Annotated in this window: 13 protein-coding genes; 7 read left to right on the forward strand and 6 right to left on the reverse strand. The window is 36.6% G+C overall.

All coding sequences use genetic code 11. The features are described 5' to 3' along the window. Positions 1-144: 144 nt before the first annotated feature. Entirely contained in the window at positions 145-966 is an 822-nt protein-coding gene (locus ACWPWS_RS22480; RefSeq protein WP_454047978.1) for a T9SS type A sorting domain-containing protein, read from the forward strand. 74 nt (positions 967-1,040) lie between these two features. On the opposite strand, the gene hemE is transcribed toward ACWPWS_RS22480, so the two are convergent. The 4 genes from hemE to hemA are packed head-to-tail and all read right to left on the reverse strand — an operon-like array spanning position 1,041 to position 5,029. Continuing rightward, positions 1,041-2,072 carry a uroporphyrinogen decarboxylase gene (hemE, locus tag ACWPWS_RS22485; RefSeq protein ID WP_047376227.1) on the reverse strand — a complete coding sequence of 344 codons (1,032 nt, stop codon included), beginning with the start codon at positions 2,070-2,072 and terminating at the stop codon, positions 1,041-1,043. Positions 2,073-2,119: 47 nt separating this feature from the next. Next, positions 2,120-2,803, reverse strand: coding sequence for a uroporphyrinogen-III synthase (locus ACWPWS_RS22490; RefSeq protein ID WP_454047979.1), 684 nt, complete (start codon positions 2,801-2,803; stop codon positions 2,120-2,122). 56 nt (positions 2,804-2,859) lie between these two features. Further along, the gene (gene hemC / locus ACWPWS_RS22495; protein WP_209786365.1) at positions 2,860-3,768 is read right to left on the reverse strand and encodes a hydroxymethylbilane synthase; all 909 of its coding nucleotides are present in this window, start codon (positions 3,766-3,768) and stop codon (positions 2,860-2,862) included. Further along, positions 3,755-5,029: a glutamyl-tRNA reductase gene (gene hemA, locus ACWPWS_RS22500; RefSeq protein WP_105683111.1), complete on the reverse strand. Its 1,275-nt coding sequence runs from the start codon at positions 5,027-5,029 to the stop codon at positions 3,755-3,757. Before hemA ends, hemC begins: the two co-directional genes overlap by 14 nt. Positions 5,030-5,444: 415 nt before the next feature. On the opposite strand from hemA, the gene ACWPWS_RS22505 reads away from it, so the two are divergent. The 6 genes from ACWPWS_RS22505 to ACWPWS_RS22530 all read left to right on the forward strand — a co-directional run bounded on the left by ACWPWS_RS22505 (position 5,445) and on the right by ACWPWS_RS22530 (position 11,796). After that, positions 5,445-6,470: a rod shape-determining protein gene (locus tag ACWPWS_RS22505; RefSeq protein ID WP_045491741.1), complete on the forward strand. Its 1,026-nt coding sequence runs from the start codon at positions 5,445-5,447 to the stop codon at positions 6,468-6,470. Positions 6,471-6,498: 28 nt separating this feature from the next. After that, positions 6,499-7,353: a rod shape-determining protein MreC gene (gene mreC / locus ACWPWS_RS22510; RefSeq protein WP_062673151.1), complete on the forward strand. Its 855-nt coding sequence runs from the start codon at positions 6,499-6,501 to the stop codon at positions 7,351-7,353. Continuing rightward, entirely contained in the window at positions 7,346-7,852 is a 507-nt protein-coding gene (locus ACWPWS_RS22515; protein WP_105683113.1) for a rod shape-determining protein MreD, read from the forward strand. Before mreC ends, ACWPWS_RS22515 begins: the two co-directional genes overlap by 8 nt. Then, positions 7,849-9,894 (forward strand): penicillin-binding transpeptidase domain-containing protein, encoded by a 2,046-nt coding sequence (locus ACWPWS_RS22520; RefSeq protein WP_454047980.1) that lies wholly within the window; start codon positions 7,849-7,851, stop codon positions 9,892-9,894. Before ACWPWS_RS22515 ends, ACWPWS_RS22520 begins: the two co-directional genes overlap by 4 nt. Continuing rightward, positions 9,891-11,120 carry a rod shape-determining protein RodA gene (rodA, locus tag ACWPWS_RS22525; RefSeq protein WP_209786363.1) on the forward strand — a complete coding sequence of 410 codons (1,230 nt, stop codon included), beginning with the start codon at positions 9,891-9,893 and terminating at the stop codon, positions 11,118-11,120. Before ACWPWS_RS22520 ends, rodA begins: the two co-directional genes overlap by 4 nt. Positions 11,121-11,220: 100 nt before the next feature. Further along, entirely contained in the window at positions 11,221-11,796 is a 576-nt protein-coding gene (locus ACWPWS_RS22530) for a pentapeptide repeat-containing protein (protein ID WP_454047981.1), read from the forward strand. Positions 11,797-11,944: 148 nt separating this feature from the next. On the opposite strand, the gene ACWPWS_RS22535 is transcribed toward ACWPWS_RS22530, so the two are convergent. Together ACWPWS_RS22535 and ACWPWS_RS22540 are read right to left on the reverse strand one after the other, a co-directional pair. Further along, positions 11,945-12,655 (reverse strand): C40 family peptidase, encoded by a 711-nt coding sequence (locus ACWPWS_RS22535; protein ID WP_105683117.1) that lies wholly within the window; start codon positions 12,653-12,655, stop codon positions 11,945-11,947. 339 nt (positions 12,656-12,994) lie between these two features. Next, entirely contained in the window at positions 12,995-15,190 is a 2,196-nt protein-coding gene (locus ACWPWS_RS22540; RefSeq protein WP_209786361.1) for a glutamine synthetase III family protein, read from the reverse strand. Positions 15,191-15,342 lie beyond the last annotated feature (152 nt).

The raw sequence follows: 15,342 nt of genomic DNA on the forward strand, positions 1-15,342 counted from the left end.
TGATCTAGAGTTTAAACATAAAGGTATAAATTATAGATAAAATTCTCATTCTTTTTTAAATATATGTAATGTATTTATTTTGTGTATAATTATGTTTTATGAAATATAATTCATTAATTTTATATAAACATCAAATATTTTATTATGAAAAAACTATTTATTCTATTTTTATCCATTTGTGGTTTATGTAATGCGCAGATTTTTTCTGAAAACTTCAACGGGAATACTTTGCCGACCGGGTGGACGGTAGAGAATCCGGATAACTCTTTTAACTGGAACGTGGGTTCACAGAATGGTTTCGCAGGCTTTCCCGATGGGGCAGCTTTTTTTGATGATGATGATGCAGGGCCAACAGGAATTAATACGAATGCCAGACTGATTTCTCCTGTAATTAACCTTACCGGAGTAGTAAATCCAAAGCTGTCATTTAATTATGCCAATATGATTGATAATCTGGATTCTACTTTGAAAGTTGAAGTTTTCAATGGAACTTCCTGGGTTCAGGTTTTTACTTTTTCAGGGGATGCAGGAGTGTGGGATCTTGATTTTAACACCTTTACATTTGTAGTAACAAGTTATGATACTGCTGCAAATATAGATCTTACACCCTATGCTAACGCGGCTTTTAAACTCAGATTTGTTTATGATGATGCCGGAGACTATTCTTACGGTGTTGTCGTAGATAATGTGATAATTACAAGTGGAGTTTTGGCAACTTCAGAGGTTTCATATGCTGATCATATAGAGGTGTATCCAAATCCGGTTAAGGGAAATCTTTATATTAAACAAAACTCTCAAAATAAGGTTGAAAAGATTTCTGTGATTGATCAGTCAGGGAAGCTGGTGAAGACATTTAGTAAAGGATCAGATTCTTATGATGTGTCAGATCTGCCAAAAGGAGTCTATATTATAATGATCATTAATCATGACGGAAAAATTGTTAAGAAGAAAATAATGAAGGAATAATCATTGGAAAAAGGAACAAAAAAACCTTATAGAACATTCTATAAGGTTTTATGTATTTTCAAAAAGAAATAATTTTATAAATTCGGTTTCCAGTCAACCACTGCTCTGATAAATGCTTCTGCATTTTCAACAGGGACATTAGGTAAAATTCCGTGACCTAAGTTGGCAATATATCTGTCTTTTCCAAAACGGTTGATCATTTCGTTCACCATTTTCTTGATCGTTTCCGGTGTTGAGTGAAGTCTGGCAGGATCAAAGTTTCCTTGTAGCGTCATTGTGTGATTGGTCAGTGTTCTTGCGAATTCCGGCTTAATAGTCCAGTCTACCCCAAGAGCAGAAGCTTTAGACATTGTCATGTCTTCCAGTGCAAACCAACATCCTTTTCCAAAGACAACAACGTGAGTAAGCGGACTTAATGCTTCAACAATCTGATTAATATACTGCCATGAGAATTCCTGATAATCTGTAGGAGAAAGCATTCCTCCCCATGAATCGAAAACCTGTACTGCAGAAACTCCTTTTTCTACTTTTCTCTTTAAATAAGCAATGGTAGTATCTGTAATTTTTTGCAATAATAAATGAGCTGCTTCAGGTTGTTGGAAACAGAAAGATTTCGCAATATCAAAAGCTTTACTTCCTTTTCCTTCTACACAATAGCAAAGGATAGTCCATGGAGAACCGGCAAAACCGATCAATGGAATGTCATTGTCCAGTTTCTGTAGCGTCAGTTCAATAGCATCAAAAACGTAGCCTAAAGTATCATTCACGTCCGGAGTTTCAATATTCTGAACCTGTTCCATTGTTCTGATAGGAGTATCCAGCCAAGGACCAACGGATTCTTTCATCTTGAAATCAATTCCCATTGCCTGTGGCACTACCAGGATATCAGAAAACAGAATCGCAGCATCCAAAGGAAATCTGCGGATAGGCTGTAGAGTGATCTCAGCAGCAAGCTCAGGAGTCTGACATCTTGTAAAGAAATCATATTGGTCTCTTAAGGCAATGAATTCCGGCAGATATCTTCCAGCCTGCCTCATCATCCAGACAGGAGGTCTTTCAACGGTTTCTCCGCGAAGTGCTTTTAAATATAGGTCGTTCTTTATCATAATCAATTTTAACTAATATTACCGGCAATATTTCGGTAACAGATATTCTAAATTCTACTTCTGATTTCTTTTCTGATCAATGCAAAGATGGAGGTCAGTGTATTTTCTTCAGAAGTGAAAATTTCTTCCTGCGTATAATTTCTCAGCTCACCGGAAGTGGTTTCGCCAATGGAAAAAAGTTTCATTCCTTCCAGAGAATTTCGCCTTGCAAAACTACGAACTCCGCTCGGACTAAAAAATACTGCAGCATGATATTTTTCATTTATTAAAGGATGGATTTCCTCAGTATTGTATATCGTAACTTTTTTGTACTTAATGTTTTGTAAAGGAAGTTCCTGATCCAGGACATTGATGGCAAGATTGCCACAGAAGTGAAGAAACTGTTCGTGCTGGCATTTCCCGATAATAAATCTGGAAAGAGTCTCGGCATTTTTCAACACCTTAAAGGTTCCGAAGCCATGTTTTCTTAATTCCCTCTTCGTTTTTTCGCCCACACAATAGATCTTGTTGTAGTTTTTTGCCGTAAAATTCTCATTGGGCTTAAACCTGTTTTTGAAAAATGAGATCACTCCATTCACGCTGGTGAAAATCAGAGAATAATTTTTCAGATCAAAAGGACTGATCATAATAGGCTTCGTCTTAATTACCTCAACACAGTCGACCGAAATATCCTCTCCTAATTCTTTGGATATAATTGTTGGGTCTATATTTTTGGTAAATAAGATTTTCATGTCTGTAAAATTAAGAAGATGAAAAGAGCTGCGGAAGGAATTTATAATCTGAAATATCAGATCTGGCTTTTGATTTCTGCCATTAATTCTTTTCCTCCGTTTTCAAGAACCACTTTTGCGAACTTTTCTCCAAAATTTTCTTCCGGAGTATACACGAAGTTTTCATCCACAGCAATGCAGTTTTTCCCGTCTAAAGAGCAAAGTGCTGCTTTGAAACGAATCTGGTCACCGATGATTTCTGCAAATGCTCCGATAGGCGCAGTACAGCCTCCTTCTAAAGTGCTCAGGAAATTTCTTTCAATTTCTACACAGATCTGAGTCTGCTCGTGGTTGATCTGACTTACAATTTCGTTGATCTCCGGTTTGTCAGTATGTCCGGCTACGGAAATTACTCCTTGGGATGGAGCGCAAATCATTAATGGAAGCATTTCATAATCAATTTCCATTTTCATTCTTTTGATACCTGCCAAAGATAGAATGGTAGCATCAAAATCTCCGTCTTCCAGTTTTTGAAGTCTGGTTTGAATATTCCCACGGATATCCGAAAAATCAGTAGTCGGATAATTTCTCAGCCAGAAAGCTCTTCTTCTTAAACTGCTGGTGGCAAGCTTAAGCTCATGGAACTCTTTGTTTCTTGCTGATTCCTTTCTGATCAGAATATCCTGTGGATAATCTCTTTCCAGATAAGCGATCATCTCAATATTCTGAGGCAATTGAGTAGGAACGTCTTTTAAAGAATGTACGGCAATATCAATCTCGTCATTCAATAAGGCAACATCAAGGTCTCTTGTGAAAACCCCGGTAATTCCTAAAGAATAGAGTGGCTGATTAAGGTTCTTATCGCCAGAAGAAACGATAGGAACAATCTCCGTTAAATAATTGTTGTTCTGAAGGTGCCTCGCAACCTCTCTAGCCTGCCAAAGTGCAAGTGCGGAATTTCTCGTTCCGATTCTAATGCTTTTCATTGAATTCGTTGTTTGGTTGTTCAACTAATATTTCGTGCATTAATTTACTAATTTCTTCGGCTTTTAAAGGATTGTCGATGATATATTTTGCAAAACGGTTGGTGATTTTCTGGATCATTTTGTCAGAAAGTTCCATGTCCGTGATGTTTATGTATTTATTCTTTCTGTAAAAATTATGCATTTCGTTGCGTTCCATATTCTTTAGAACCGCTTTGAAGTGATGAATATTGGGTGCCAGTTTTCTCTTTTTCTCCCATTCAATAAAGTCTTTCATCAGTTCCTTAATGATTTTTTCAGCTTTGGGAATTTCTCTTTCCCGCTGTTGAATCGTTTCCTGGATCTGTTTTGAAAGTTCATCCACGTCAATCAGAGTTACATTTTCATTTTCGGTAACATTCTTTTCAACGTTATGAGGGATCGAAAGATCAATCACCAGTGTTTCTTTTCCGTTCGGGAAATGAGACTGGTTGATAATAGGATGTTTGGCTCCTGTTGCTACAATAAGGATATCGGTGTTTTTTAATTCCTTGTCAAAATCAGAATAATCAACGTGAGGAATATTATATTTCTGGGAAATCTTTTCAGCTTTCTCCTGAGTTCTGTTGGCAATTTTAATTTTCGGCTGAAAGACATGCTTTACCAGATTTTCAACGGTATTCTGCCCAATCTCACCTACCCCGAGAAGAAGGATGTTTTTTTCTGCAATCCTTTTCTGGCTGTTTAAAATATAATGAACCGCTGCATAAGAAACAGAAGCCGCTCCATTGGAAATGCCAGTTTCATTTTTTATTCTTTTCGAAATCTGAATGGCTGCATTGATTGCTCTTTCCAGATAAGGATTAGAATTTTGTCTCTCTTTTTTGAAACGGTTGTATGCTTTTTTGATCTGTCCGATGATTTCAAAATCTCCGATAATCTGACTTTCAAGACCCGCAGCTACTCTGAAAAGGTGAATAAGAGCTTCCTCTTTGGTAAGAATATTGGCAAACTGAAGAAAATCTGTAAGATGTACTCCGATGGTTTTACAATACTCTTCAGCCACTAAAAGGTAATTGGGGGAAGTGGTATAGATTTCGGTCCTGTTACAGGTGGAAACCACAAATGCATCACCAAGATCTTCCTGATGGACTCTGGAAACAAAGTTTTTGATGTTCTCATCAAAGAATGCAAACTTTCCTCTCGTTTCTACGTCGGCTTTCTCGTAGCTTATTGAAAGCACGGCAAAATTTGACGTTCGATGAATGTTGGAATACTGTAACATAAGCAGTCGCAAATTTACGATTTTTTTAATTAACCATTCTCTGAAAGTGTATATGATAATTATCGTAAAAAACTATAAAAGCAGAAGGAAAGGAGTTGATGGACGAAATGCTAAACGGTAAAATGGCAAAATTGCCTTGTAAGCAAAGCCCGAATTATTTTTCGTTTGAATTTTTTCGCTTTGATCCCATCAGAATCCTCTGCTTTCTTAGCCTTTTTGCCCTTTTGCGATTTCGCTTTTCAACCCTTTTAACACCCCTTGAATTTTAGTTGAAATCAAACTCTGTAAATGTCTAAATTGAAAGTTAATAAAGAATTATAAATTTTAATAAAATTTTAACCAAATTAAGTTGGTGGGAAATTTCTTTAGTAGTCTTAAATTTATATCTTTGTAAACTTAAAATCAGAAGAAAAATATGAGTTTATTTGATATGTTTACGCAAGAAATTGCGATAGACCTGGGAACGGCTAATACCCTAATTATCCATAATAATAAAATTGTTATAGATCAACCGTCAATTGTTGCAATTGAACGTTCTACGGGTAAACCCATTGCTGTAGGGGAACAGGCTAAGCATATGCAAGGTAAAACTCACGAGGATATCAAGACAATCCGTCCTTTGAAGGATGGAGTTATTGCTGATTTTCACGCTTCTGAACATATGATCAAGGAATTCATCAAGAAAATTCCTGGAATCAAAGGTAAATTCATTCAACCGGCATTACGAATCGTAATCTGTATCCCTTCTGGTATCACTGAAGTTGAAAAAAGAGCAGTAAGAGATTCTGCTCAGAAAGTAAACGCAAAAGAAGTACGATTAATCTATGAACCAATGGCAGCTGCAATAGGAGTTGGGATTGACGTACAAAAGCCTGAAGGAAATATGATCATCGATATAGGTGGTGGTACTACGGAAATTGCTGTAGTAGCTTTAGGAGGAATCGTATGTGATAAATCTGTGAAGATTGCCGGAGACGTATTTACCAACGATATTGCTTATTACTTAAGAACTCACCATAACCTTTATATCGGAGAAAGAACTGCTGAAAGAATCAAAATTGAAGTAGGTTCTGCAGTAGAAGATCTTGATGTAGATATCGAGGACATCCCGGTACAGGGTAGAGACCTTATCACCGGTAAGCCTAAAGAAATTATGGTTGGATACAAAGAGATTGCACGTGCATTAGACAAATCGATCATCAGAATCGAGGATGCCGTAATGGAAACTCTTTCTCTTACTCCACCGGAATTGGCAGCTGATATTTACAAAACAGGTATTTATCTTGCCGGAGGAGGAGCGCTATTAAGAGGTCTTGCGGACAGAATTCACAAAAAAACAGGCCTTCCTGTATTTGTTGCTGAAGATCCGTTGAGAGCTGTAGTTCGCGGAACAGGTATTGCCCTTAAGAATATGGATAAGTTCAATTTCTTAATTAAATAATTTTAACTTTTTACGACTTTATATCTGAATGGGATTTTTGCTGAGATTATTTTCGAAGAATACTCTTTTCGTCTTCTTTATATTCCTGCAAATTATTGCTCTGGTTTTGATATTCTCTAGAAATGCCATGCAGAGATCCTGGATTGCAGGCCAAACGGCTGCTTTCAATTCCTGGGTTTCCGGATATATTGATGAAGGAGTTTCCTATCTGAAGCTAAAACAGATCAATGAAGATCTTGTGGTTCAGAATAAAGCCCTTATGACTGAACTCTATGGAAAAGACGGAGAGAAAAATCCTGTTTTCAAAAGAGTTCATGATACCATTGGTGGAGGGCAGATCTATACTTTTGTTGATGGTGAAATTGTTTTCAACAGTATCAACAGAAGAAATAACTATTTTACCATTAACCGTGGCCGAAGAGACGGTGTCTTCCCTCAAATGGGGGTAATGGCGCCAAGAGGTATTGCGGGAATTGTAATCAATTCTACAGATAGTTATGCATTAGTTCAATCGGTGTTAAGTGTCAACAAGATCAGAATTAATGCAGCACTTAAAAACTCAGGATATTTTGGTACCTTAACGTGGAATGGAGATAACTCAAGAGTCATGCACCTTGCGGATATCCCTAAATATGTTGCCTTAAAAGTAGGGGATACTGTCGTTACAGATGGTAAATCTGCTATTTTTCCTAAAGGCGTAACCATTGGTACTATTGCAGGATATTCTGTAGATAATAAAACCGGCTTCTGGGATATTTCCGTAGAGCTGAGTGAGAAAATGGGAGCATTGAATAAAGTGTATGTAGTGAAGAATCTTAAGAAAGCAGAAGTGCAGAAGATTCAGGACACTATGCAGGCTGTAATAAAAAAAGAAAATGATTAGCAGAACTTTATTTACCGATATATTGATCATGATCTTTCTTGTTGCATTACAAATTTTTGTATTGAACAGGATTACGCTTTTCGGAAAATATACTCCGGTATTATATCCTGTGTTTGTCATGTTTTATCCATTTTTCAGAAATAAATTTCAGTTCCTGGCATTGAGCTTTTTAATAGGACTATCTATTGATGGTTTTCTTAATACATGGGGAATTAATGCGTTTGCAACAACGCTGATTGCCTATTTCAGAACGTTGATCTTTAGAACTTCTACGGATACTTCTACGGATTTTTTCTCTTTTCAGTCCCTTCAATGGGCGCAGTTTTTGCTGTTTTTATTTTCAAGTATTTTCCTGCATCAACTTTTATTACAGTATATTGAGTTCTTTAAGTTTAGCAGGTTTTTTGAAATATTATTTAATGTGTTGGTGACAAGTGTAATTTCATTTATCTTTATAGTCATTTACGCATTAATATTTAAAATCAAACAAAAAGTTTGAACACACGTTATTTAAAAATCTTTTCGATCCTCGTTATCATCGCACTTATTTTTGTGGTGAGGCTTGCGTATTTGCAATTGTTTACAGACCGTTATGCATTGAATGCTGCGAATACATCCATTAAAACAGAATATGTTATTCCACAGCGTGGAGTTATTTTTGATAGAAATGGTAAAATCATGGTAGGCAATCAGCCTGCTTATGAAATTTCATTTACTCAGGCTTTGATGAAACCTGATTTTGATACACTGGCTTTTTGTAGTTTGATGAAAATTACAAAACAGGATTTTATCAATAGAGTCAATATTATCAAAAAGGAGAAATATTATTCGAAGCTGACCCCAATGACTTTCATTAAAGACCTCAGCAGGGAAGATATTGCAAGAGTTCAGGAAATTATTTTTAAATACCCCGCATTCAATATAGTATCAAGACCTCAGCGTCAGTATGAAGTCTCCACATCCGGAAACCTTCTGGGATACACCAGTGAGGTGAACGAAAGAGATATTAAAAAAGATTCTGTCTATTATTTACCAGGAGATTTTATCGGGAAAACAGGAGTTGAAAAATCCTACGAAAAAGAACTTAGAGGAGTAAAAGGGATAAAATATATTCAAAAAGATATCAGGCTCAGAAATATCGGTTCCTATAAAAACGGATCTTTAGATAAAGATGTGATTACAGGTAAAGATATTACCTTAACCATTGATTATGATCTTCAGAGAACAGCTGAGGAAATGATGGTCAACAAACATGGTGCTATTGTAGCTTTAGATCCTAATAATGGGGAAGTACTAGTGGCGGCAACAGGACCGGACATTGATCCTAACCTTTTCACCGGACCTTATAAATCAAAAAATTTATACGCCCTTTCAAAAGATACTCTTTACGAGAATAAACCTACTTTTGACCGTTCTTTACAGGCAGGATATCCTCCGGGATCAACTTTCAAATTGCTGACAGCACTTGCGGCCATGCAAATGGGAGTAATGGATGAAAAAACAATCTTTCCTTGTGGAGGAGGATTCTTCTATAAAGGAAAAAGAATTAAAGGACATGGTGGAGCTGATCCGTTAATTCCTTCTATTCAGGTTTCCAGTAACTGTTTCTTTACCTATGCATTTATTGCCATCATCAAAAAATACCCGGGAAATCCTTCAAAAGGGGTTGATGAATGGAAAAAAATCATGAGTAGTTTTGGGGTGGGTGAGTTTTTAAATAATGATTTTGCTGTTGGAGCAAAAGGAAGAATCCCTTCCGGAGATTTTTACGAAAAAAGATTTAAAGCCATCATGAAGGCAAGTGGCTCCCAGAGAAAGGATTTTACCAACTGGGACGAGATGTCAACCGGTGCTATTTATAATGGAATGGGGCAGGGTGATGTTTTGGTAACGCCTATTCAGTTAGCAAACTACGTAGCTGCTATTGCTAATAAAGGATGGTATTATACCCCTCATATCGTAAAGGCTATTGATGGAAAACCCAATCCTGATCAAAGATTCAAGGTTAAACATAAAACGTTAGTAGATCCAAAGCATTTCGAACCTGTTTTAAAAGGGATGGAAGCTGTGGTTTTGAGAGGAACGGCAAGAGGACTGAAGTCCAATGATTTTACCCAATTGGCTAAAACAGGTACAGCACAGGTTCCGCAAGGAAAGGATAATTCTATCTTTGTATTGATTGCTCCTGCTGATAAACCAAAAATTGTAGTAGTAGCAGTAATGGAACACGCTGGATTTGGTGCTACGTGGGCTGGACCGGCTTGTACAGTGATTGCTGAAAAATATATTACAGGTGATCTGAAAAGAGAAAATCTTTATAAAAAAATGATTACCTCGAGTTTCATGCCTGAATATAAAAGGCAATGGATTGCTGATTTGAAACGTAAAGGATTGTATGTGGATCCTAAACCTGATTCCATTAAACAGAAAAGAATTAAGGATAGTCTGGAGTTGGTAAAGCAACAAAAAGCTAAACTGCAAAAGAAAATAGAAGAGGAAGCTAAAAAAAATAACACTGCTAAAAAACCTGTGAAGCAATGAAATGGACAGAAGGAATAGATAAACTGGGCCTTGGGCTGTATTTCCTGCTTTGCATTTTTGCGATTGCAAACATCTACAGTGTGGACCAGAAACTAGGAGAGAAGCAATTGGTTTTTTTCTGTATTTCTGTATTTGTGGGGCTTATTATATTCGTTGGAAGAAGCAAATTCTTTGAGAATATGGCCGGGATTATTTACATTGGAGGCGTTTTGTTATTGATAGGACTTTTCCCGTTTGGTAAAGAAATTCTGGGACAAAAGAACTGGTATAAGTTTGGAAGTTTCACCATGCAGCCCGTGGAGTTTGCAAAAATTGGAACTGCTTTGATGCTGGCTAATTTTGTTTCAAGCCCGGATTTTAATATTAAAAATAAAAAATCTATCTGGACTGCCCTTGCTATTATAGGTATTCCTGCAGCCGTCGTTCTGGCGATTCCTGATGTGGGTTCTATGCTTGTATTTATAGCGTTTTTTATTGCTTTGTACAGAGAAGGACTGAGTGGTCTTTTATTTGGTATTGGATTTATTTTCGCCGGAGTTTTTCTGATCGCATTAGCGGTTCCTCCAGTTTATGTTGCGATCGCTGTTTTAGTGATTGCTGGTGTTCTGATTGCTATGAATTACCATAGAATGTCATGGGACGTTATTTCTATTTCGGGAATTACCGGTTCCATTCTTTTATTGTGCGGTCTGGCTTTCGGATCTCCTTATATTTTAGAAAAACTTCCTAAACACCAAAGAGAAAGAATTGAGGTTCTTTACAAAGGTGAAAAGGCATTTAGAGATACTTCAGGATACAATCTGTTATATTCCAAAACGGCTATCGGATCCGGTGGTCTTTGGGGAAAAGGATACCGTGAAGGATCTGTTACCCAGGGGAAATTTGTACCTGAGCAGGAAACGGATTATATCTTTTGTACAGTAGGAGAAGAATGGGGCTTTTTAGGAAGTGCGATTCTTATTTTATGCTACATGGTCTATATTGGAAGGATATATTATCTGGCAGAGAAACAGAAATCTACTTTTAACCGTGTATTCGGGTATTGCTTTGCCTCGATTCTGCTGATGCACTTTTCGATCAATTTAGGGATGGTTATGGGGCTTTTCCCAACAGTTGGGATTCCTCTCCCGTATTTCAGTTATGGAGGAAGTTCTTTACTGGCCTTCTCCATGATGACATTTATTTTCTTTAAACTTAATTATTCGGATAAGAATAGCTTGGTGTAATATCTTTGAAGCGAAAATATAAAATCGCAAAAAGGTAATACTTCTTCTTTACACATCTGCAGATTGTGAAGTATATTGTCGTTCTATAAATCGTAAAAAAATGAAAGATGCTTATATCCTGGATCAGGATTTTGATAATATTGATCTTACCCAATTACAAAAAGGAGAATATGAAAACTGTACATTCAGAAACTGTAATTTTGAATATGGAAATCTATCCGGTTTCAGTTTTACAGACTGTGAATTTACAGCCTGTAATCTAAGCATGACAAAGCTTGTCAAAACAGCCTTCCATGAGGTAGTTTTTAAAGAATGTAAAATGTTTGGACTTCAGTTTAATGATTGTAATGCCTTTGGATTATCTTTCTCGTTTGACGGAAGTGCTTTAAATAACTCCGTTTTTTATCAGACCTCCATTAAGAAGACTGTCTTTAAAAATACCAAATTAATAGAAGTGGATTTTACTGAATGTGATTTGTCAAATGCCGTCTTTACTCATTGCGATTTGTCGGGCGCTGTTTTCGATGGTACAAACCTTGAAAAAGCAGATTTCCGCACATCGGTTAACTATTCAATAGATCCGGCTTTAAACAGGCTTAAAAAGGCTAAATTTTCGCTTTCTGAAATCTATGGACTGCTCTATAAACTGGATATTGAAATTGATAAGAATGGCTGATACCGGTAATTGTGGAATAACCAATCTAAAATAAATAGAAATTAATTCAGCAGGAGTGGGCTTTAGCCAAAACTTAATGTAAACAGCACATATAAAAAAGCCATCAGATTTCTGATGGCTTCATTATTTAAATCAATTATTTATAAAATTAAAAATTTGCTGGTGTAGCTGGAGTAGTCGCTGCTAAGTTGTTATAATTTTCTCCTTCTTCATTAATCACTCTCTTAGCAAATCTGAACTTAGGCCCCCAATAAGAATCATTCAGTGAAGAAATCATTACTCCTTTTGATGTTGCTGCGTGGATAAATTTAATCTCACCCTCTTCAGAAACACTTTCTACAATACCTACGTGAGAAATTCTTCTTCCATGAGAGAAGAAAATCAAATCTCCCTTCTGTAATTCTCCTTTTTCTACTCTTTCACCTTCCTGAGCCTGAGATGCTGCTACTCTTGGTAAGCTAAGCCCTGCTGCTGCTCCGAATACAGAAAGTACAAAAGCTGAACAATCGATACCGTTTCTGGTTGTCCCTCCATATCTGTAAGGAGTCCCAAGGTATGTTTCAGCTTCTTCAAGGATACCGTCAATGGTTTTATTATGTTTGATTGCTTTTGCAATCTCAGAATTCTTAACTGCTTTTTTAGCACTAGCGATAGATGCTGCCTTTTCAGCAAGGAAAGAGTCGATAAGTCTTTGCTTATCCTGCTCTATTTTTTTGTTATCTATAGAAGCTAGTTTGGCATCTGTTTTGTATTCTTTTGTGTAAGTTGCTGGTTTTGAAACCACATAATTTGTAGCACACGATTGCAATGATACTGTAGTAACTAAAGCAACTAAATAAAACAAAACTCTTTTCTTCATATATATTTGATTATCCGTGTTAAAAAGGAATATTTATTTTCAAAAGCAATACAAAAGTAGAGATTCCGAGCAAAAGACCCCTGATATGATAATTGTCAGGATCTTATTTTAACACATTTTAACATATTGTTTGCATATGTTAAAGAAAAATAAACCGCAACGGCCTATTTTTGGTAAGTGTGCGGTTTTTTTTATTAAGATTCTTTAACAAACTCTGTCGATTTTCTTCTATATATCAGGTTCTGTGATTTAAAACTCTGATTTTCAGGGCTGTTAATAAAACAAAAAAATTCCCCGGAAAACCGAGGAATTTAAACTAATATGGAACTTTACAGGACGTTATTTTGTAAACAACATTTCTCTGTATTTTGTCATCGGCCAAAGCTCGTCGTCTACCATCATTTCCAATGCATCAGAAGCTTCTCTGATTGGATCAAATAATGGCTTTACTTTATTACAATAGCTTTCTGCCTGTTTTTGGCTGTCTGATGTACTTTTTGCGGTTTCTCTGGCTTTCAGAAGATCTTCAACACCAAGCTTAATTTTAGAAACATTTTCAGAAATGCTTGTAATTAAACTCATTTGTTCTTTTGCTAAAGTTTTGAATTCTTTGTCGCCGAAGATTTCTTTAAGGCCTTTTACGTTTTCAATTAATCTGTTCTGATAGTTTAGTGCAGAAGGAATAATGTGGTTTCTTGCAATATCACCTAAAACTCTTGCCTCAATATCAATAACAGTAGAGTATTTCTCTAATTTGATTTCGTTTCTTGCTTCAACTTCTCTGTGGTTAAAGATTCCCATCTCTTCATATAGATCTAAGAATTTCTTGTCCATTTCCTGCTTTAAAGCTTCAGGAGTTGTTTTAAGGTTATTTAATCCTCTTTTCTTAGCTTCTTTTGCCCAGTCATCAGAATATCCGTCACCTTCAAACATGATGTTTTTACACTGCTTGATGTATTCTCTCAATACATTGAAGATGGCTTCATCTTTCTTAAGACCTGTTTCAATTAAAGCATCCACTTCTTTCTTGAAATCATTTAACTGTTTTGCCGCAATGGTGTTCATTACCGTCATAGACTCTGCACAGTTTGCAGAAGAACCTACTGCTCTGATTTCAAATTTATTTCCTGTAAATGCAAATGGAGAAGTTCTGTTTCTGTCTGTATTATCTAACAGGATTTCAGGAATTTTTCCAACTACATTTAATTTTAATTCTGTTTTCTCTTCCGGAGATAGTTTTCCGTTAGTTACTTTTTCAAGTTCTTCCAACACGCTGAACAACTGACTTCCGATGAATACGGAAATAATTGCCGGCGGAGCTTCATTAGCCCCAAGTCTGTGGTCATTGCTTGCAGAAGCGATACTTGCTCTTAAAAGGTCTGCATATTCATGAACTGCTTTGATTGTGTTAACAAAGAAGGTTAAGAACTGTAAGTTTTTCTTTGGATTTTTTCCTGGGCTTAACAGGTTTTCTCCCGTATCTGTTGCTAAAGACCAGTTGTTGTGTTTTCCACTTCCGTTTACTCCGGCGAATGGTTTTTCGTGGAAAAGGATGTGGAAGTGGTGTTTGTGGGCTACTCTTGCCATGATGTCCATCAACAAAGAGTTGTGGTCTACAGCAACGTTTACTTCTTCAAACATTGGCGCAAGCTCAAACTGGTTAGGGGCTACCTCGTTGTGTCTTGTTGTAGCAGGTATACCTAATTTCATACACTCGATTTCCAGCTCTTTCATGAAGTTCATTACTCTTGTAGGGATAGAACCGAAATAGTGGTCATCCAGCTGCTGTCCTTTTGCCGGAGAATGTCCTAACAATGTCTTACCTGTTAATACAAGATCCGGACGTGATTGGTATAATGCTGAATCAACAAGGAAATATTCCTGCTCCCAACCCAAAGTAGGCGTTACCTTCGTTACATTTTTATCAAAATACTGCATTACGTTCGTTGCAGCTTCATCTACAGCGTTCAAAGCTCTCAAAAGAGGTGCTTTATAATCTAATGTTTCTCCTGTATAAGAAATGAAGATTGAAGGGATACATAATGTAGTTCCCATAATGAATGCCGGAGATGTAGGATCCCAAGCTGTATAACCTCTTGCTTCAAAAGTATTTCTGATACCTCCGTTAGGGAAAGACGATGCGTCAGGCTCCTGTTGGATAAGCATGTTTCCGCTGAATCTTTCAATAGCTCTGCCTCCTTCAATTGGAGTGAAGAAAGAATCGTGCTTTTCTGCAGTAGTACCTGTTAAAGGCTGAAACCAGTGAGTATAGTGGGTTACCCCTTTGCTCATTGCCCAGTCTTTCATTGCTACAGCTACCTGGTCTGCAATATGTCTCTGGATCTTAGTTCCTTTTTTAATCGCATCCATGATAGAACCGAATGCTTCTTTCGTTAAATATTCTCTCATTGTTTCTTCTGAGAAAACATTTTTACAGAATAGCTCTGATAATTTCGCAGGGATCTCTACAGAGTTGTCTTTTCTGAAATCCTTAAATGGAAGGGTTTCTAATGCTTTGAATCTTAAGGTTGACATAATTGGGTTGATTTTTTACAGGGCAAATTTACAAAAAAAATGAATCAAAAGTATTTTAACCCTAAAAATTTTAGGGGTCTTTCGGAAATTTATATAATTTAAACGATTGTTTGGCGTTTTTTAACAGGGTGTTTTGTGTTTCCTGTTCAAAA

Source organism: Chryseobacterium sp. Marseille-Q8038, from assembly GCF_965111995.1.